The sequence below is a fragment of the Saccharothrix sp. 6-C genome (assembly GCF_016695385.1).
Classification (GTDB): domain Bacteria; phylum Actinomycetota; class Actinomycetes; order Mycobacteriales; family Pseudonocardiaceae; genus Actinosynnema; species Actinosynnema texasense.
The window spans coordinates 3,167,878-3,185,322 of sequence record NZ_CP064192.1; the positions used below are offsets into that span (position 1 = coordinate 3,167,878).

Sequence of the window (17,445 nt, forward strand, 5' to 3'; positions counted from 1 at the left end):
GGGTGCCGAGGGGGTATCGGGGGGTGCCGAGGGGTCAGAGCCAGCCGGCCTGCGTGCCGCCGACGCGCGCGGCGGCGATCTCGGCGGCGTAACCGGAAGCGCGGTAGGCGGCCATCGGGTCGCGCGGCAGCCCCCTGGCCTCGCGGCGGTCGGCCAGCGGGCCGCGCACGTCGGTGTGGAAGGCGTCCATCAGCACGTCGTGCGCGCCGATCACGTCACCGGCGTCCTGGGCGGCGGTCAGCGCCTCGGTGTCGACGAGCAGCGCCTTGGCCAACGCCTGCTCGACGTTGAGGACCGACCGGACCTGGCCCGCGATCTTGTCCTCGATGTTGTGGCACTGGTCGAGCATGAAGTTCACCCCGGACCCGGGGCGGTGCGCGTCGACCGCGACGATCTCGACCATGATCCGGAACAGCTGGAACGGGTCGGCCGACCCCACGATCAGGTCGTCGTCGGCGTAGAAGCGGGAGTTGAAGTCGAACGCGCCCAGCCGGCCCGCCCGCAGCAGCTGCATCACGATGAACTCGATGTTGGTGCCCGGCGCGTGGTGGCCCGTGTCGAGCACGACCTGCGCGCGTTCGCCTAGCGCCTGGCAGTGCAGCAGCGCCGTGCCCCAGTCGGGGACGTCCATCGCGTAGAAGTACGGCTCGAAGAACTTGTACTCCAGCAGCAGCCGCTGGTCGGGGCCGAGGGCGGCGTAGATCTCGGTCAACGAGGCGGCCAGCCGGTCCTGCCGGGCGCGCAGCGAGTCCTGCCCCGCGTAGTTGGTGCCGTCGGGCAGCCACAGCTTCAGGTCGGTCGAGCCGGTCTCCGCCATCACCGCCACGCAGTCGAGGTGGTGCGCGACGGCCTTGGCCCGCACCGCCGGGTCCGCGTGCGTCAGCGAGCCGAGCTTATAGTCGTCGTCCTGGAAGAGGTTCGAGTTGATCGCGCCGATCCGCACGCCGTGCTCCTCGGCGTGGGCGGACAGCGCGCCGAAGTCCTCGACCCGGTCCCACGGGATGTGCAGCGACACCCGCGGCGCGAGCCCGGTCAGGGCGTGCACCCGCGCGGCGTCGGCGATCTTCTCGAACGGGTCGCGCGGCGTGCCCGGTGTGGTGAACACCTTGAACCTGGTGCCGGAGTTCCCGTACGCCCAGCTCGGCACCTCGACGGTGAACCCGTCGAGCTCCGACAGCACCTCCTGCAGGGACATCACACGCGTTCCTCTCGGCAGCGGGGTCAACCGGTGTGGCGCCGACGGTAGCCGACCTTGGAACGTTTCACAACGGACGGTGGCCGGGTGGAATCGGTCGTCCGGCGCACCTTCTTCTCCCTGCTACGCTTCGCCATGACGCAGTGCTTGGACGTTTCATCTCCGCGCCGCGTCGATCACGAAGGAGGGTGGGCGGTGTCCGCGCCGAGCATGAAGGATGTCGCCGCGCACGCGGGCGTGGCCGTGGGCACGGTGTCGAACGTGCTCAACCACCCCGAGCTCGTCGCGGAGAGCACCCGCAAACGGGTGCAGTCCGCGATCGCGGAGCTGGGCTTCGTGCGCAACGAGTCGGCGCGCCAACTGCGCGGCGGCACCAGCCGCACGCTCGCCTACGTCGTGCTCGACACCCGCAACCCGTTCTTCACCGACGTGGCGGCCGGCGCGCAGCGGGTGGCGGAGGACGCCGGGCTCGCGATGTTCCTGTGCGACGGCGGCGAAGACCCCACCCGCCAGGCGAGGTACCTCGACCTGCTCGAGCAGCAGCGGGTGGAGGGCATCCTCATCACGCCGGTCGACGCGGGCGACCCGCGCCTGGCCGCGCTCGCCCGGCGCGGCACGCCCGTGGTGGTCGTCGACCGCGGCGCGGGGCCGGACCGCTGCTCGGTGTCGGTGGACGACGTGCTCGGCGGGGACCTCGCCGCCTCGCACCTGCTCGACGCCGGGCACCGCCGGATCGCCTTCGTCGGCGGGCCGCGCTCGATCGGCCAGTTGACCGACCGCCTCGCGGGCGCCGAGCAGGCCCTCGCCCGCGCCGGCGCCGAACCGCTCACCGTCCTGGAGACGGCACGCCTCGACGTCGCCGAGGGCAGGCGCGCGGGCGAGCGGCTGGCCGGCCTGCCCGCGTCCCGGCGCCCCACCGCCGCGTTCTGCGCCAACGACATGCTCGCGCTCGGCCTGCTCCAGCAGGCGGTCCGGCTCGGCCTGCGCGTGCCGCACGACCTGGCGATCGTCGGCTACGACGACATCGAGTTCGCGGCCGCGGCGGCGGTGCCGCTGACCTCGGTCGCCCAGCCGCGCCAGCTCCTCGGCCGCACGGCCGCGGAGCTGCTGCTGGCCGAGGCCCGGCACCCGGAGGGGCACGTGCACGAGCAGCGGGTGTTCGAGCCCGAGCTGGTGGTGCGCGAGTCGACCAGCATGCGCCGGCTGGACGGCGTCGCCTGATCGTGTGACGGCACCGTCCGTGTGCCGTCCCGGTCCGTTCCCGGCGGCGTGATTTCCGGGAGCGATCCCAGAAAACAGTGGCTCCCCAGTCGGGCGGATCGACGTCGCGCAGTGTATTGAAACGTACCATCCGCAGTCGTCCGAAATGCGCTGCATGAATGGGCACGATGACGCAACGATGACCACGGCATGGCGAAGAAGCGGCTTGACCGCCGTTGACGATGGGTCTGAACTGCCCCTAGCCTCGCGCATCAGCACCGCATTGAAACATTTCAGTCAAGGAGGTGCCGGATGGGGCGAGAACACGCGACTCCACTGCTGGAGGTGCGCGGTGTCTCCAAGTCGTTCGGCGCCGTGGCGGCGGTCCGCGAGGTGTCGTTCCCGCTGCACGGCGGCGAGGCGCACGCGCTGGTGGGGGAGAACGGCGCGGGCAAGTCGACGATCGTGAAGGTGCTCGCCGGCGTGCACGAGCCCGACTCGGGCGTGCTCCTGCTGGACGGCGAGGAGCTGCGGTTGGCCGGACCCGCCGCCGCGCGGGCCGCCGGCATCGCGGTCATCTACCAGGAGCCGACGCTGTTCCCCGACCTGTCGGTCACGGAGAACATCTTCATGGGCCGCCAACCGTCGAGGCGGTTCGGGCGCATCGACCGGGCGGCGATGAGGTCCGAGGCGACGCGGCTGTTCGCCCGGCTCGGCGTGCGCCTGGACCCGGACCGCCTCGCGCGCGGCCTGTCGATCGCCGACCAGCAGCTGGTCGAGATCGCCAAGGCGCTGTCCCTGCGGGCGCGCGTGCTCGTCATGGACGAGCCGACCGCCGCGCTGTCCGGCGTCGAGGTGGAGCAGTTGTTCGCGGTGACGCGGGCGCTGTGCGAGGAGGGCGCCGCGGTCTTGTTCATCTCGCACCGCTTCGACGAGGTGTTCTCGCTGTGCCGACGGCTCACGGTGATGCGTGACGGCGCGTGGGTGTCCACCGACCCGGTCGCCGACCTGACCGTTGACCAGGTGGTGCGGCGCATGGTCGGGCGCGACGTCTCGACGCTGTTCCCCAAGGAGGACGTCGAACCCGGCGACGTCGTGCTGGAAGTCGAGGGGTTGACCAGGCGGGGCGTGTTCGCCGACATCACGTTCTCGGTGCGGGCGGGTGAGATCGTCGCCCTCGCCGGGCTGGTCGGCGCCGGCCGCAGCGAGGTGGTGCGCGCCGTCTTCGGGATCGACCGCTACGACGCGGGCGTGGTGCGGGTGGCGGGTGAGCGGCTGCCCGCCGGCAGGCCTGCCGCCGCCGTGGCCGCCGGGCTCGCGCTGGTGCCGGAGGACCGCCGCCAGCAGGGCCTGGTCATGGAGATGTCGGTCGAGCGCAACGCGACGCTCACCCGGTTGAAGCCGTTGGCCCGCTTCGGGCTGCTCGGCGGCGGGCGCGAACGCCGCTCGGCGCGCGAGTGGACGAAGCGGTTGCGGGTGAAGTACGGGCGGCTGGCGGACGCGGTCGGCACCCTGTCCGGTGGCAACCAGCAGAAGGTCGTGCTGGCCAAGTGGTTGGCGACGCGGCCGCGGGCGCTGATCGTCGACGAGCCGACGCGCGGCATCGACATCGGCACGAAGGCCGAGGTGCACCGGCTGCTCTCGCGGCTGGCCGCCGACGGCGTCGCGGTGGTCATGGTGTCCTCCGAACTGCCCGAGGTGCTGGGGATGGCCGATCGCGTGCTCGTCCTGCACGAAGGGCGGATCACCGCCGAGCTGGGCCGCGCCGACGCGACGGAGGAAGCGGTCATGTTCGCGGCCACCGGTCAGCGGGGGGTGACCGCGTGAGCGGGCGGCCGACCGCGCCCGCCGGGCCACCGGCGAGGGCCGACGAGAGCAGGACCCGGTTCGCCCACCGGCTGTGGCCGGCCCGGGAGTCCGGCATCGTCGTGGCGCTCGGGTTGCTCGTGCTCGTCACCGCGGTGGACAACCCCGCGTTCCTGTCACCCCAGAGCCTGCGCGACCTGGTGCTCGGCGCGGCGGTCCTGGTGGTCCTCGCGGTCGGGCAGACGGCGGTGATCATCTCCCGCAACATCGACCTGTCGGTCGGCGCGGTCCTGGGCCTGGCCGCGTTCGCGACCGGCAAGCTGCTCAGCTCGGCGCCGGGCACGCCGACCGCGGTCGTGGTGCTGGTCGGCACCGGCCTGGGCGCGGTGTGCGGTGCGGTCAACGGCGCGCTGGTGGCCGCGGCGCGGGTGCCCGCGCTGGTGATCACGCTCGGCACGCTCTACGCGTTCCGCGGCGTCGACCACTCCTGGGCACGCGGTCAGCAGGTCAACGCCTCCGACCTGCCGCGCTCGTTCCTCGCCCTGGGCACGCGGACCGTGCTCGGCGTGCCCGTGCTCGCCGTCATCGCCCTCGTGGTGACCCTCGTCGTGGGCTTCTACCTGCGGTCCTACCGCAGCGGGCGCGAGCTGTACGCGATCGGCTCGGAACCCGACGCCGCGCGGCTGTCCGGCATCGCGGTCGGGCGGCGGGTGTTCACCTCGTTCGTCCTCTGCGGCGCCCTGGCCGGCCTCGCCGGTGTGCTCTACGCGGCGCGCTTCGGCACCGTCGACGCCACCGCCGGCACGGGCATCGAGCTCCAGGTGGTCGCGGCGGCCGTGGTCGGCGGCGTGGCGATCTTCGGCGGCAGCGGCAGCGTCCACGGCGCCGCGCTCGGCGCGCTGCTGCTGACCACCATCGGCAGCTCCCTCGCGGTGCTGCGGATCAACCCGTTCTGGCAGCAGGCCGCGGTCGGCGGCCTCATCCTCGCCGCGATCGGACTGGACCGGCTGCTGGCCGTCCGGGCGGCGAACCGCTTGCGAGGGAGGTCGTCCCATGGCGCGTGACGCGGTGGCGGCGGACGTGCCGGAGGCGCCGGCCGAACCGGCCGCGGGCGTGCTGAGGTCCGCGTTGCTCCGGTGGGACACCGCGCTCCTCGTGGTGCTCGCCGCGGTGGTGGTGCTCGCCGGGGTGCTGGTCGAGGGGTTCGCGAGCGGGCGGAACCTCCAGTTCCTCCTGCTGGACGTGATCGCGATCGCGTTGATCGCGCTGCCGCTGACGCTGATCGTCATCACCGGCGAGATCGACCTGTCGGTGGCCAGCACGCTCGGGCTGTGCAGCGCGGTGATGGGGCAGCTGTGGGTGGCGGGCCTGCCGCTGGAGCTGGTGGTGGTGCTCGTCGTCGGCCTCGGCGCGCTGCTCGGCGCGGTGAACGCGGTGTTCGTGACCAGGTTCGCGCTGCCTTCGCTCGCCGTCACCATCGGCACCCTGGCCGCCTACCGGGGCCTGGCGTTCGTGGTGCTCGGCGACCAGGCCGTCGCCGACTTCCCGTTCCGCTGGACCGACGCCGCGAGCAGCACGGTCGCCGACGGCCCCGTGCCGTGGGCCGCCGTGGTCGCGATCGTCCTCGCGGTGGTGTTCGGCGTGGTGCTGCACGCGACCCCGTTCGGCCGGTCCCTCTACGCGATGGGCAACAACGCCGAGGCGGCGGCGTTCGCTGGCATCCGCGTCGCCCGCGCGAAGTCCTGGCTGTTCGTCGCCTCCGGCGCGGTGGCCGGCCTGGCCGGGGTGTACTGGACGCTGCGCTTCGCCAGCGCCCGGGCGGACAACGCCGCGGGCCTGGAACTGGCCGTGGTCGCCGCGGTGCTGCTCGGCGGTGTCTCGATCTTCGGCGGTCGCGGCACGTTGCCCGGGGTGCTGCTGGGCGTGCTGCTGCTCGGCGCCGTCCGCAACGCCCTCCAACTCGCCGACGTCGCCGCCGACACGCTCAACGTCGTCACCGGCGGACTGCTCATCGCCTCGGTCGTGGTGCCGAACGCGGTCGTCCTGGCCCGCGCCCGGTGGCGACGGCGGGGCCGCGCCGCCTGACCCCGCGCCGCCCGACTCCGCAGACCACTCGCGACAACGAAGTCACCGCCGAGAGAGGGAGAACGATGTCCACCCAGCCCAAGCGCACCCTGCGACTCGGCCTGATCGCCACCACCGTGGCGGTCGTGCTGGTCAGCGCCGCGTGCGGTGGCACCACCCGTGGTTCCGAGGACGGCGCGAACCCCGCGGGCGACCGGGCCACCGGCCAGGCCGACCCGGACGCGCCGCTGGTCGAGGGTCTCGACGTGGCGTTCCTGCCCAAGCAGGTCAACAACCCGTACTTCACCGTGGCCGACGCCGGCGGCAAGAGCGCCACCGAGGAGTTCAAGGGCAGGTACAAGGAGGTCGGCCCGTCCGAGGCCGGCGCCTCCTCCCAGGTCAGCTACATCAACACGTTGTCGCAGCAGCAGACCGACGTGATCGCGACCTCCGCCAACGACCCGAACGCGATCTGCGGCGCGCTCAACAGCGCGCGGCAGGCGGGCGCCAAGGTCGTCACCTTCGACTCCGACACCAAGCCCGAGTGCCGGGACGTGTTCGTCAACCAGGCGACCGCCGAGGGCATCGCGGCGAACCAGGTGGAGCTGATCGCCGGGCAGATCGGCGGTGAGGGCAAGATCGCGATCCTCTCGGCGACGCCGAACGCGACCAACCAGAACGCGTGGATCGAGCTGATGCGCGCGGAGCTGGCGAAGCCCGAGCACAGCAGGATCGAGCTGGTCGCGGTCGCCTACGGCAACGACGAGGACCAGAAGTCGTTCCAGGAGACCCAGGGCCTGCTGCGCTCCTACCCCGACCTGAAGGGCATCGTCTCGCCCACCACGGTCGGCGTCGCGGCGGCGGCGCGCTACCTGTCGGGCTCGGAGTACAAGGGCAAGGTGGCGCTGACCGGCCTCGGCACGCCGAACCAGATGCGCGAGTTCGTCAAGGACGGCACGGTCGAGGCGTTCGCCCTGTGGAACCCCGCCGACCTCGGCTACCTCGCCGCTTACGCCGGCGCCGCGCTCGCGTCCGGCCGGATCACCGGCGCGGAGGGCGAGAAGTTCATGGCGGGCAGGCTCGGCGAGTACACCATCGGCGCGGACGGCGTCATCGTGCTCGGCCCGCCCACCGTGTTCGACCAGGGCAACATCGACCAGTTCGACTTCTGAGCCGGCGGGCGTGCGGACCGGGTGCCCGGTCCGCGCGCCCACCGCGGGTCAGAGGGTCGGCACGATCGGGGCGATGGTGCCGTCGGCGTTGAACGTCATGCGGTCCACGGTGGTCTCGCGGTTGGTGCCGCTGCCGGCGGGCACGGCGAACCGGTGGTAGGCGACGTGCCAGGTGTCGCTGCCGGGATCCTTCACCACCGAGTGGTGGCCGGGTCCCTTGATACCCAGCTCCAAGCGCTTCTGCAGCACCACGCCGCGCTTGGTCCACGGTCCGAGCGGGGACGTGCCGGTGGCGTAGGCGACCCGGTAGTCCTCGCTGCGGGTGTCGTTCTCCGACCACATGAAGTAGTAGGTCCCGTTGCGCTTGAACACGAACGAGGCCTCGCGGTAACCGCTGGGGGTGATGTCGCGGACCTTGGCGGGGTCGAACGAGACCATGTCGGCGTTGAGCGGCACGACGTAGGCGGTGCCGTTGCCCCAGTACAGGTAGGACTGCCCGGTGTCGTCGGTGAACGCCATGGGGTCGATGGCCTGCCCGGAGTACGCGCCCGCGCGGATCAGCGGCCTGCCGAGGGCGTCGCGGAACGGCCCGGTGGGGGAGTCCGACACCGCCACGCCGAGGTGCTTGCCCGTGTCGCCGGACGCCGCTCCGCCGCTGAAGTACAGGTAGTAGCGGCCGTTCTTGGCGATCACGGCGGGCGCCCAGGCGGAGTTGTCGGCCCACGACACGTCCGGCCCGTGGTCGAGGATCACGCCGTGGTCGGTCCAGTTCACCAGGTCCGTCGAGGAGAACGCCTTGTAGTACGGCGAAGCCCAGCCCGCGTACCCGTCCGTGGTCGGGTAGAGGTAGTAGCGGCCGTTGAAGTTCGTGATGTGCGGATCGGCGTAGAGCCCGGGAATCACCGGGCCATTGTTCGTCTTCGGGCTCCACGGCGCGGTGAGGCGGAACGAGCTGTCCGCGCGGAACTGGGCCGTGTCCTGGTAGGTGTCCAGCCACAACTCGTAGGCGCGGTGCCGGATCCTGCGGTCGGGGTGGCTGAACGAGGTCAGCGACACCGACCCGGACGTCGACCCGGCCACCGCGCAGAACGTCGCGTCCTCGCGGAAGCGCGCGTCGCCGGTGTTCGCGTCGAGGCGCACCCGCCAGTCCAGGTGCCGCAGGAACGAGCCGTTCTTGGCCTGGAAGGAGTAGCACGACGGCGAGGCCAGGCCCGAGATCACGGTGAACGTCGCGTCCAGCCTGGTCTGCGCCGTGCTCGCCGACGTCACGGGGTCGACCCGGGCGAGGTAGTCCTGGTGCCGGACGTAGCGGCCGGGGAAGTTCACCGCTTCGAGCGACCGCGCCCCGGTCGGCAGCGCGTCCGCGAACGCCGGCGAGGGCACGGCGACCGTCGCGGCGATGAGACAGGACAGCACCACGCAGGTGCGCGTTCGACGACGCATGGTCGACTCCGAGTTCTGTTCTGCCAGGCGATGGCGTGGAGTGGAGGCCCGGGGCGCGGCGGTCGCTTCGAGGGGCGGACATGCTTGTGAGCGTTAACATGACACCGTGACCGGCCATGAGAATTCGGCACGGCGCAGTCGTGGACCGGGAGGAGCAGGCGGATGTTTGCGCTAACATCGCTGCCTGGTCCTAGTGTGTGAGCAAGACCATGTGGGTGTCAAGGGTGCGCGGAGCGTGAGCGATCGGGAGGCTTTTGGCGGATGGCGTCCAGAAGTCGTGGGGCGTAGGGTGCCCCGCCGGTCGGGCCCGGGGAGCCTCGATCAGTGGTCGCGACGCACGATCGCCCGGGCGAGACCGGCCAGCTCCGCCGCCGCGCGCGGTGCGGACGCGACCGAGTCGAGCAGGCGCAACGCCTGGTCCAGGAGCAGTTCGGCCTGCCGCTCACTCCACGCGCGCCCGCCGGCCGCCTCGACCAGGCGTGCCGCGCGGGCCGGGTCGTCGGCCACCTGCCGCCCGTCCCCCTCGTACAGCGCGGCCAGCTCCCGCCCGGCCGGTGTGCCCGAGGTCAGGGCGGCGACCACCGGCAGGGACTTCTTGCGGGCCCGCAGGTCGCCGTGCACCGGCTTGCCGGTCACGGCCTCGTCGCCCCAGATCCCCAGCAGGTCGTCCACGTGCTGGAACGCCACCCCGAGGCGCAGGCCGAAGTCGCGCAGGCCCGCGACCTCGTCGGGCCCGGCGCCGGCGAACACCGCGCCCAGGGCGCAGGCGCAGGCCAGCAGGCCACCGGTCTTGCGCTCCGCCATCGTCACGCACTCGGCCACCCCGATGTCGTGCCTGCCCTCGAACGCGAGGTCGGCGTGCTCGCCGTCGACGAGGTCGAGCACCGCCGCGTTGAGCACGCGCACGCCGGTCAGCGCGGCCGGGTGGCCGCTGGCGGCGAGCACGTCGAAGGCCAGCGCCAGCATCGCGTCCCCGGCGAGGACGGCGGCCGGCACGCCGAAGACGTGCCACGCGGCCGGCCGGTGCCGCCGGGTCCGGTCACCGTCGAGCACGTCGTCGTGCAGCAGCGTGAAGTCGTGCACCAGCTCGACCGCGGCGGCGGCCGGCACGGCGGTGGCCGCCGAGCCGCCGACCGCCTCGGCCGCCAGCTGGACCAGCACCGGGCGGATCGCCTTGCCCCCGCCGGCGTCGGTCGGGTGACCGTGCTCGTCCCACCACCCCAGGTGGTAGCCGGCGACGTGCCGCACCGAAGCGGGCAGTCCGTCGACGGCGGCGCGCAGGGCCGGCTGCACCATGCCGCGGCTCCACGCCACGACCTCGCGGACCGATCGGGTGGGGGCGGTGGCTTCGGGTGGCACGGGCACCTCCGGGTCGGTCGGGTCGGGGGGAGCCGCCGGGTCAGGCCAGTTGCCGGTCGACCACGTCCGGTGAGAGGACGTGCTGCACGACCATCGCCGCCGCGCCGAGGACGCCGGCGTCGTCACCGGCCTGCGAGGGGACGATCCGGAGGTTCCCGGTGGCCAGCGGCAGGGAGCGCCGGTAGATCGCCTCGCGCACACCGGCCAGCAGCATCTCGCCGGCCAGCGCCACGGTGCCGCCCACGACGATCAGCGACGGGTTGAACATGCTCACGCAGGCGGCGAGGACCTCGCCGATGTTGCGGCCCGCCTGCCGCACGGCCTGGCCGGCTTCGAGGTTGCCCGCCCGGACCAGCGCGACCACGTCGGCGCTCGTGTGCGCCTCGACGCCCTTGGCGCGCAGCGCCGCCGCGATGGCGGACCCGCTGGCGACCGCTTCGAGGCAGCCGGTGTTGCCGCAGCGGCACGGCACGTCGCCGGCGTGCGGGGCGAGGATGTGGCCGAGGTCGCCCGCCGCGCCCACCGCGCCGCGGTGCAGCATGCCGTTGCTGATGAACCCGGAACCTATGCCGGTGGCCACCTTGATCACGATGAGGTGCTCGGCCTCCGGGAAGCACTTCGTGTGCTCGCCCAGCGCCATGAGGTTGACCTCGTTGTCGACCAGCACCGGGACCCCGAACTCGGCGCCGATGCGGCCCGGCACGTCGTAGCCGTCCCACCCGGGCATGATCGGCGGGTTGTTCGGCCGGCCGGTGGAGTGCTCGACGGGGCCGGGCAGGCCGATGCCCACCCCCGCCACGCGCATCGACTCCAGGTCGGCGTCCTCCAGCAACGACCGCCAGGCGGCGACCAGCCGGGGCAGCACCACGTCCGGGCCCTCGGCGATGTCCTGCTCGAACCGGCCCTCCGCCAACGGCGTGCCGGCCAGGTCGGTCACCGCGATGGTGGCGTGGGTGGCGCCCACCTCGGCGGCGAGGACGACCCTCGCGCGGGCGTTGAACACGAACCGGCCGGCCGGGCGCCCGCCGGTCGAGGCCTCGCTGCCACCGTCGCTGACGAGTCCGGCGTCCAGCAGCGCGTCCAACCTGGCTCGCACGGTCGACCGGGCCAGGCCCGTCACCGCGGTGAGTTCGGAGCGGGTGCGGGGCACGCCGTCGCGGAGCAGGCGCAGCAGCTCCCCCGGAGACGCGGCGCCGACGGTGGAAACGTCTTCTTTCACGCCTCAATTGAACCAGAGCTGACGGTCATACGGCGTCAACCGTCGAAACATGTCCGACTTTTGGTTGACATCCGCCATTAGTCATCTTACGGTTCGCCGCATGACTGTGACCCACCTAACTCCTGCGGCCGACAGCGGTCGTGCCGGGCCCCGGACGCCGCGCGTGGCCGTGGTGGGTGCCGGGTTCATGGGCCGCGTGCACGCCGAGGCGGCGCGCCGGGCGGGTGCCGCGGTGGTCGCCGCGGTCGCGAGCACCCCGGGTGGCGCCGACCACGCCGCGGAGACCGTGGGCGCGGAACGCGGCTACCCCGACCTGGCCTCGCTGCTCGCCGAGGCCGGGGCCGACGTGGTGCACGTGTGCACGCCCAACGTCCGGCACGCGGAGGCGGTGGAGGCCGCGCTGGCCGCGGGCGCGCACGTCGTCTGCGAGAAGCCCCTGGCCGTCGGCGCCGCCCAGGCCGAAGGCCTGGTCGACGCGGCGGTGGCCGCCGGCCTGGTGGCCGCGGTGCCGTTCGTCTACCGGTTCCACCCGATGGTGCGCGAGCTGCGGGCCAGGCTGGCGAGCGGTCAGGCGGGCGTGGTGTCCACGGTCAGCGGCGGGTACCTCCAGGACTGGCTGTCCCGGCCGGGCGACGACGACTGGCGGGTGGACCCGGCGGTCGGCGGTCCGTCCCGGGCGTTCGCCGACATCGGCTCGCACTGGTGCGACCTGTTCGAGTTCGTCACCGGCGACCGGATCGACCGGCTGTCCGCCCAAACGGCGACGGTCCAGCCGCGCACCCGGTCGTCGGCCACGCCGACGGAGGACGCGGCGGTCGTCCAGTTCACCACCGGCTCCGGTGTCCTCGGCACGCTGGTGGTCTCGCAGGTCGCGGCCGGCCGGAAGAACCGGCTGCACCTGGAGGTCTCCGGCACCGAGTCCAGCTTCGCGTTCGACCAGGAGGACCCGGAGCGCCTGTGGGTGGGCAGGCGAGAGGGCAACCAGGTGCTGCTCCGCGACCCGGAGACGCTGTCGGCGGCGGCGGCGAAGTACGCGCGCCTGCCCGCCGGGCACGCGCAGGGCTACCAGGACTGCTTCGACGCCTTCGTCGCCGACACCTACCGCGCCGTGCTGGGGGAGGACCAGCCCGACGGCCTGCCGACGTTCGCCGACGGGCTGCGGGCGGCCCGGATCACCGACGCGGTCCTGGCGTCCGCCGCGTCCGCCGGGGCGTGGACTTCCGTGGGCGGAGCCGACGATCGGACCGGGGTGGGCCGGTGACCGCCGCCGGCGAGGTCGTGGTCCGGCTCACCGGGATCACCAAGAGCTTCCTCGGGGTGCCGGTGCTGCGCGGCGTCGACCTCGACCTGCGCGCGGGCGAGGTGCACGCGCTCATGGGCGAGAACGGCGCGGGCAAGTCGACGCTGCTCAAGGTGCTCGCGGGCGTGCACCGGCCGGACTCGGGCCAGGTCGAGGTCGACGGTGAGCCGGTCGTGTTCGGCACGCCGCGCGACGCCCAGGCGAGGGGCATCGCGATCATCCACCAGGAGTTCACCCTGCTGGAGCACCGCACCGTCGCGGAGAACGTGTACCTGGGCCGCGAACCGGTCCGCCGGGGCCAGGTGGACCGCCGGAAGATGGAGGCGGACACCAAGGGGCTGCTCGACTGGCTCGGCGAGGAGGGCATCGACCCGGCCGGGCAGGTCAGCCGGCTGTCGGTGGCCCGGAAGCAGGTCGTCGAGATCGTGAAAGCGCTGTCCACCGACGCCAGGGTGCTGGCGATGGACGAGCCGACCGCCGCGCTGGCCGACCACGAGGTGGAGCTGCTCTACGACCTGGTCGGGCGGCTGCGCGCGCGGGGGATCGCGATCCTCTACGTCTCGCACCGGATGCGCGAGGTGTTCGACCTCAGCCGGCGGATCACCGTGCTCAAGGACGGCGCGTTCGTCACCACCGCCCCGACCGCCGAGCTGACCTCCGACCAGCTCGTCCGGCACATGGTCGGGCGCTCCCTCGACGCGCTCCACCCCGACCGCGCGACCGCGTCCGACATCGGCGACGTCCGGTTGGCGCTGCGCGGCGCGGGCAACGGCCGGGTCCGCGGCGTGACGTTCGAGCTGCGGTCCGGGGAGGTCGTCGGCATCGCCGGGCTCCAGGGCTCCGGCCGGTCGGCCATCGCGCGGGCGATCTGGGGCGTCGAGCCGTTCACCACCGGCACGCTCGAACTCGACGGCGAGCCCCGGCGCGTCACCGACCCGCGCACCGCGGTCCGCCTGGGCATCGGCTACGTCACCGAGGACCGCAAGGGCGAGGGGCTGGCCCTGCGGCAGTCCATCCGGGACAACGCGCTGCTCGTGCGGCGGGCCGCGCTGCCCGGCGCCGGCGGGCGCAAGCGGTCCGACCTGGCCGCGCTGCTGAAGTCGGTGGCGGTCGTCGCGCGGGGCGAGCACCAGGAGGTGCGCTACCTGTCGGGCGGCAACCAGCAGAAGGTCGTGCTGGCCAAGTGGCTGGCCGTGGGGCCGCGCGTGCTCGTCGTGGACGAGCCGACGCGGGGCATCGACGTCGGCGCGAAGCAGGCCGTGCACCGACTGCTGCGCGACCTGGCGCGCACCGGGGTGGCGGTCCTGATGATCTCGTCGGAGCTGCCGGAGCTGATCGGCATGAGCGACCGGATCCTCGTCGTCCACGAAGGCTCGATCGCGGGCGAGCTGCCCGCCGGCGCCAGTGAGGAGGCCGTCATGGGGCTGGCCACCGGGCACGGCATCGGGGAGGTGGCGTGAGCGTCGTGCAGCGGAAGGCCGAGGCCACGCGCGGGGCGGCCCGCACCGCGTCCCGGCGGTTCACCCCCACGCCGACCGTCACCGTCTACCTGGCCCTGGCGGCGCTCCTCGTGGTCGGCAGCATCCTGGTCGGCCTGCAAGGCGGCGTGCTGCTCGACCAGGGCGGCATCCTCAACATCCTGACCCGCAGCACCGTGCTCGGGCTGGTCGCGGTCGGGCAGACCATCGTGATCATCTCCGGCTCGCTGGACCTGTCAGTGGCCTACCTGGTCGGGCTGTGCTCGCTGGTGGCGGCCGAGACGATGGCGGGCAGCGACGGGATGATGCTGCCCGGCGTGCTGCTGGCGCTCGCCGTCGCCGCCGTCGTCGGCCTGGTGAACGGCCTGGTCGTCACCGTCCTCAAGGTCAACGCGTTCATCGCGACCCTCGGCGTGGCGCTGATCCTGCGCGGCTACCTGGAGCAGAACTACACCGGACCGGCGGGCAGCGTGCCGCGCGCGTTCCAGCACCTCGGGTTCGACCGCATCGGGCCGGTCCCGATCGGCGTGCTGCTCATGCTGCTCGTCGCCGCGCTGGCGTGGTGGTACCTCAAGCGCACGCGGGGCGGCTACCACACCTACGCGGTCGGCGGTGACGTGGACGTGGCGCGGCTGTCCGGCGTGCGCACCGGCCGCACGATCGTCACCGCCCACGTGCTGTGCGCCGTGGCCGCCGGTCTCGCCGGGGTGTTCCTGGCCAGCCGGTTGGGGTCCGGCGCCCCCTACGTCGGCACGGACGCCGGGTACGACCTGGAGTCCATCGCGGCCGTCGTGCTCGGCGGCACGGCGCTCGCGGGCGGTCGCGGCGGTGTCGTCGGCACGATCGGCGGCGTCCTCATCCTGGCCACCCTCGACACCGTGTTCGACGACCTCGCGGTCGACCCCTTCTTCAAGGACGTCGTGCGCGGCATCGTCCTCATCGTCGCGGTGGCGCTCTACGCACGCCGCAAGCACTCCAGGAGGTCCGCGTGACCGCGCCGACCACGTGGCGTCCCCGACTGGCGGACGGCACCGCGCCCGTGCTCGCGGTGCTCGCGGTGCTGCTGGTGGCGCTGGCCTTCGCCGGACCCGCCTACTCCGAACCCGCCGGGTACCTGGCGCTGCTCAAGCGCGCCGCCCCCCTGGTGCTCCTCGCGATCGGCCAGTACTTCGTCATCGTCTCCGGCGGGTTCGACCTGTCGGTCGGCTCGCTGGTCACCGCCGAGGTGGTGATCGCGGCCCGGCTGATCGACGGGCAGGAGTCGGCGACCGGCTGGGTGATCGTGCTGCTGCTCGGCTTCGGCCTGCTGGTCGGCCTGGTCAACGGGCTGATCACGACCAAGCTGCTGGTGCCGTCGTTCATCGTGACCCTCGGGATGCTGCTCATCCTCGACGGCGCGGTGTTCCTGTGGACCGGTGGCGCGCCCCGCGGCGCGCTGTCGCCGTCGTTCCGCGTGTTCGGTCGCGGCGGGGTCGACCTGCCGGTCCTGGGCCACCTGCCGTGGTCGGTGGTGATCCTGCTCGCCGTGCTGGTCGCCGCCGTGCTGTTCATGCGCGGCGGCACCGGCCGCACGCTGGTCGCGGTGGGGGACAACGAGAACGCGGTGCGCCTGGCCGGTGGTCGGGTGGACCGGCTGAAGGTGCTGGCGTTCGTCCTGTCGGGGCTGCTCGCGGCGCTGGCCGCGATCCTGCTCGGCGGGTTCGCGGGCGTGTCGGCCCAGGTGGGCGAGGGACTGGAGTTCCGCGCCATCACCGCCGTCGTGCTCGGTGGCGTCGTGCTCGGCGGCGGGCGGGGTTCCGTCGTCGCCGCGGCCGCCGGCGCGCTGACCCTCGAAGCCCTCTTCTCTCTGCTCAACCTGCTCGGCGTCGCCGGCGCGCTGGAGTCCGCCGTCCAAGGCGTGATCATCATCGCCGCCGTCGCCTACGCCGCCCTCGGCGTGAACCCGCGCCTCGCCCTCCGGTCCCGCGCGAGCACGCCCGAGCCCGCCCGCCGCCAGTCACCGCCGCACAAGGAGAACCGATGAACAGGAAGTGGTCCGTCGTGGCCGTCGCGGGCCTGCTGGCCATGGCCGGCTGCAGCAGCGACCTGCCCGCCGACACCGGCACACCCGGCACGACGGGCGCGTCCAAGGACGCCGGCGCGAAGTCGGAGTTCTTCGACCAGGCGCTGTACGAGCGCCAGACGAAGTCCCGCTCGACGGCCGCCGAAGGTCCGGCCGACAAGCCGTGGGAGCAGATGATCTCGCCCGAGCTGGTCGACACGGCGAAGTTCGCCAAGCCCGGCGGCGACTACCACCTGTGCTTCTCCAACGCCGCGGTGAACAACCCGTGGCGGCAGGTCGGCTTCACCACCATGAAGGAGGAGGTGAAGCTGCACCCGGAGATCACCAAGTTCACCGTGCTCGACGCGGAGGCCAAGGACGACAAGCAGATCAGCGACATCCAGTCCTTCGCCTCCCAGGGGTGCAGCGCGCTGATCGTCTCGCCGAACACGACGGCGACCCTGACCCCGGCGATCGAGGCGGCGTGCAAGACGAACGTCCCGGTGATCGTGTTCGACCGCGGCGTCAACTCCACCTGCCCCGTCACGTTCATCCACCCGATCGGCGGGTTCGCGTTCGGGGCGGACGGCGCGGAGTTCCTGAAGGAGAAGGTGAAGGCCGGCGGCAAGGTCCTCGCCCTGCGCATCCTGCCGGGCGTGGACGTGCTGGAGCAGCGGTGGGCGGCGGCCAACGAGATCTTCTCCGGCAGCGAGCTGAAGGTCGTCGGCGTCGAGTTCACCGACGGTGACGCGGCCAAGACCAAGAGCATCGTCAACGACTACATCCAGCGCGAGGGCCAGATCGACGGCGTGTGGATGGACGCGGGCGCGACCGCCGTCGCCGCGGTCGAGGCGTTCCAGGACGCGGGTGTCCCGATCCCGGCGTTCGTCGGCGAGGACCAGCAGGACTTCCTGCGGATGTGGGCCGACCAGAAGATGACCGCGGTCGCCCCGACCTACCCGACCTACCAGTGGCGCACCCCCGTCATCGCCGCGTTGCAGGTCCTCAACGGCCGGCAGGTGCCCAAGGAGTGGGTGCTGCCGCAGCCGAAGGTCACCCAGGACACCCTCCAGAGCTTCCTCCGGCAGGACATGCCGCCGCTGCACTACGCCATGTGCGGGTGCGAGTCGATGGCCGGCTACCCGGCGCCCTGGAAGTAGTCCCGTCA

General features: G+C 72.9%; 14 protein-coding genes. 10 read left to right on the forward strand and 4 right to left on the reverse strand.

What is annotated here, in order from left to right; genetic code table 11:
• Positions 1-34 precede the first annotated feature (34 nt).
• Positions 35-1,195 carry an L-rhamnose isomerase gene (gene rhaI / locus IOD16_RS13775; protein ID WP_201440364.1) on the reverse strand — a complete coding sequence of 387 codons (1,161 nt, stop codon included), beginning with the start codon at positions 1,193-1,195 and terminating at the stop codon, positions 35-37.
• Positions 1,196-1,405: 210 nt separating this feature from the next.
• Between rhaI and IOD16_RS13780 the strand changes: the two genes are divergently transcribed.
• The 5 genes from IOD16_RS13780 to rhaS all read left to right on the forward strand — a co-directional run bounded on the left by IOD16_RS13780 (position 1,406) and on the right by rhaS (position 7,437).
• A complete protein-coding gene (locus IOD16_RS13780; RefSeq protein WP_201441350.1) occupies positions 1,406-2,416 on the forward strand; it encodes a LacI family DNA-binding transcriptional regulator in 1,011 nt (336 codons plus the stop codon).
• Between the two features lie 291 nt (positions 2,417-2,707).
• Positions 2,708-4,222, forward strand: a complete 1,515-nt coding sequence (locus IOD16_RS13785) for a sugar ABC transporter ATP-binding protein (protein WP_201440365.1) — start codon at positions 2,708-2,710, stop codon at positions 4,220-4,222.
• Positions 4,219-5,265: an ABC transporter permease gene (locus IOD16_RS13790; protein ID WP_201440366.1), complete on the forward strand. Its 1,047-nt coding sequence runs from the start codon at positions 4,219-4,221 to the stop codon at positions 5,263-5,265. Before IOD16_RS13785 ends, IOD16_RS13790 begins: the two co-directional genes overlap by 4 nt.
• The gene (locus tag IOD16_RS13795; protein WP_201440367.1) at positions 5,255-6,286 is read left to right on the forward strand and encodes an ABC transporter permease; all 1,032 of its coding nucleotides are present in this window, start codon (positions 5,255-5,257) and stop codon (positions 6,284-6,286) included. Before IOD16_RS13790 ends, IOD16_RS13795 begins: the two co-directional genes overlap by 11 nt.
• Positions 6,287-6,351: 65 nt before the next feature.
• Positions 6,352-7,437 carry a rhamnose ABC transporter substrate-binding protein gene (gene rhaS, locus IOD16_RS13800; protein ID WP_201440368.1) on the forward strand — a complete coding sequence of 362 codons (1,086 nt, stop codon included), beginning with the start codon at positions 6,352-6,354 and terminating at the stop codon, positions 7,435-7,437.
• A 48-nt stretch (positions 7,438-7,485) separates the two neighbouring features.
• Here rhaS and IOD16_RS13805 read toward each other — a convergent pair whose 3' ends face one another.
• The 3 genes from IOD16_RS13805 to IOD16_RS13815 form a co-directional block, all read right to left on the reverse strand.
• Complete coding sequence (locus IOD16_RS13805; protein WP_201440369.1) at positions 7,486-8,880, reverse strand: family 43 glycosylhydrolase; 1,395 nt, start codon at positions 8,878-8,880, stop codon at positions 7,486-7,488.
• Between the two features lie 321 nt (positions 8,881-9,201).
• Positions 9,202-10,239 carry a family 2 encapsulin nanocompartment cargo protein polyprenyl transferase gene (locus IOD16_RS13810; RefSeq protein ID WP_268957709.1) on the reverse strand — a complete coding sequence of 346 codons (1,038 nt, stop codon included), beginning with the start codon at positions 10,237-10,239 and terminating at the stop codon, positions 9,202-9,204.
• 40 nt (positions 10,240-10,279) lie between these two features.
• Positions 10,280-11,458 (reverse strand): ROK family transcriptional regulator, encoded by a 1,179-nt coding sequence (locus IOD16_RS13815; protein WP_201440370.1) that lies wholly within the window; start codon positions 11,456-11,458, stop codon positions 10,280-10,282.
• Positions 11,459-11,621: 163 nt separating this feature from the next.
• Between IOD16_RS13815 and IOD16_RS13820 the strand changes: the two genes are divergently transcribed.
• From IOD16_RS13820 to IOD16_RS13840, 5 genes are all read left to right on the forward strand, one after another.
• Positions 11,622-12,719, forward strand: a complete 1,098-nt coding sequence (locus IOD16_RS13820) for a Gfo/Idh/MocA family oxidoreductase (RefSeq protein WP_236594961.1) — start codon at positions 11,622-11,624, stop codon at positions 12,717-12,719.
• Positions 12,716-14,218 (forward strand): sugar ABC transporter ATP-binding protein, encoded by a 1,503-nt coding sequence (locus tag IOD16_RS13825; protein ID WP_236594962.1) that lies wholly within the window; start codon positions 12,716-12,718, stop codon positions 14,216-14,218. The genes IOD16_RS13820 and IOD16_RS13825 overlap by 4 nt, the downstream gene beginning before the upstream one ends.
• A 122-nt stretch (positions 14,219-14,340) precedes the next feature.
• Entirely contained in the window at positions 14,341-15,228 is an 888-nt protein-coding gene (locus IOD16_RS13830) for an ABC transporter permease (RefSeq protein WP_442978121.1), read from the forward strand.
• Positions 15,225-16,259, forward strand: a complete 1,035-nt coding sequence (locus tag IOD16_RS13835) for an ABC transporter permease (protein WP_201440372.1) — start codon at positions 15,225-15,227, stop codon at positions 16,257-16,259. Before IOD16_RS13830 ends, IOD16_RS13835 begins: the two co-directional genes overlap by 4 nt.
• Positions 16,256-17,437 (forward strand): substrate-binding domain-containing protein, encoded by a 1,182-nt coding sequence (locus IOD16_RS13840; RefSeq protein WP_123741875.1) that lies wholly within the window; start codon positions 16,256-16,258, stop codon positions 17,435-17,437. Before IOD16_RS13835 ends, IOD16_RS13840 begins: the two co-directional genes overlap by 4 nt.
• Positions 17,438-17,445 lie beyond the last annotated feature (8 nt).

Excerpts from the sequence above, each read along its gene's own strand:
- IOD16_RS13805 (WP_201440369.1), bottom strand. The coding sequence starts at position 8,880 with ATGCGTCGTCGAACGCGCACCTGCGTGGTGCTGTCCTGTCTCATCGCC.
- rhaS (WP_201440368.1), top strand. The coding sequence starts at position 6,352 with ATGTCCACCCAGCCCAAGCGCACCCTGCGACTCGGCCTGATCGCCACC.
- IOD16_RS13785 (WP_201440365.1), top strand. The coding sequence starts at position 2,708 with ATGGGGCGAGAACACGCGACTCCACTGCTGGAGGTGCGCGGTGTCTCC.
- IOD16_RS13840 (WP_123741875.1), top strand. The coding sequence starts at position 16,256 with ATGAACAGGAAGTGGTCCGTCGTGGCCGTCGCGGGCCTGCTGGCCATG.
- rhaI (WP_201440364.1), bottom strand. The coding sequence starts at position 1,195 with ATGTCCCTGCAGGAGGTGCTGTCGGAGCTCGACGGGTTCACCGTCGAG.
- IOD16_RS13795 (WP_201440367.1), top strand. The coding sequence starts at position 5,255 with ATGGCGCGTGACGCGGTGGCGGCGGACGTGCCGGAGGCGCCGGCCGAA.
- IOD16_RS13780 (WP_201441350.1), top strand. The coding sequence starts at position 1,406 with ATGAAGGATGTCGCCGCGCACGCGGGCGTGGCCGTGGGCACGGTGTCG.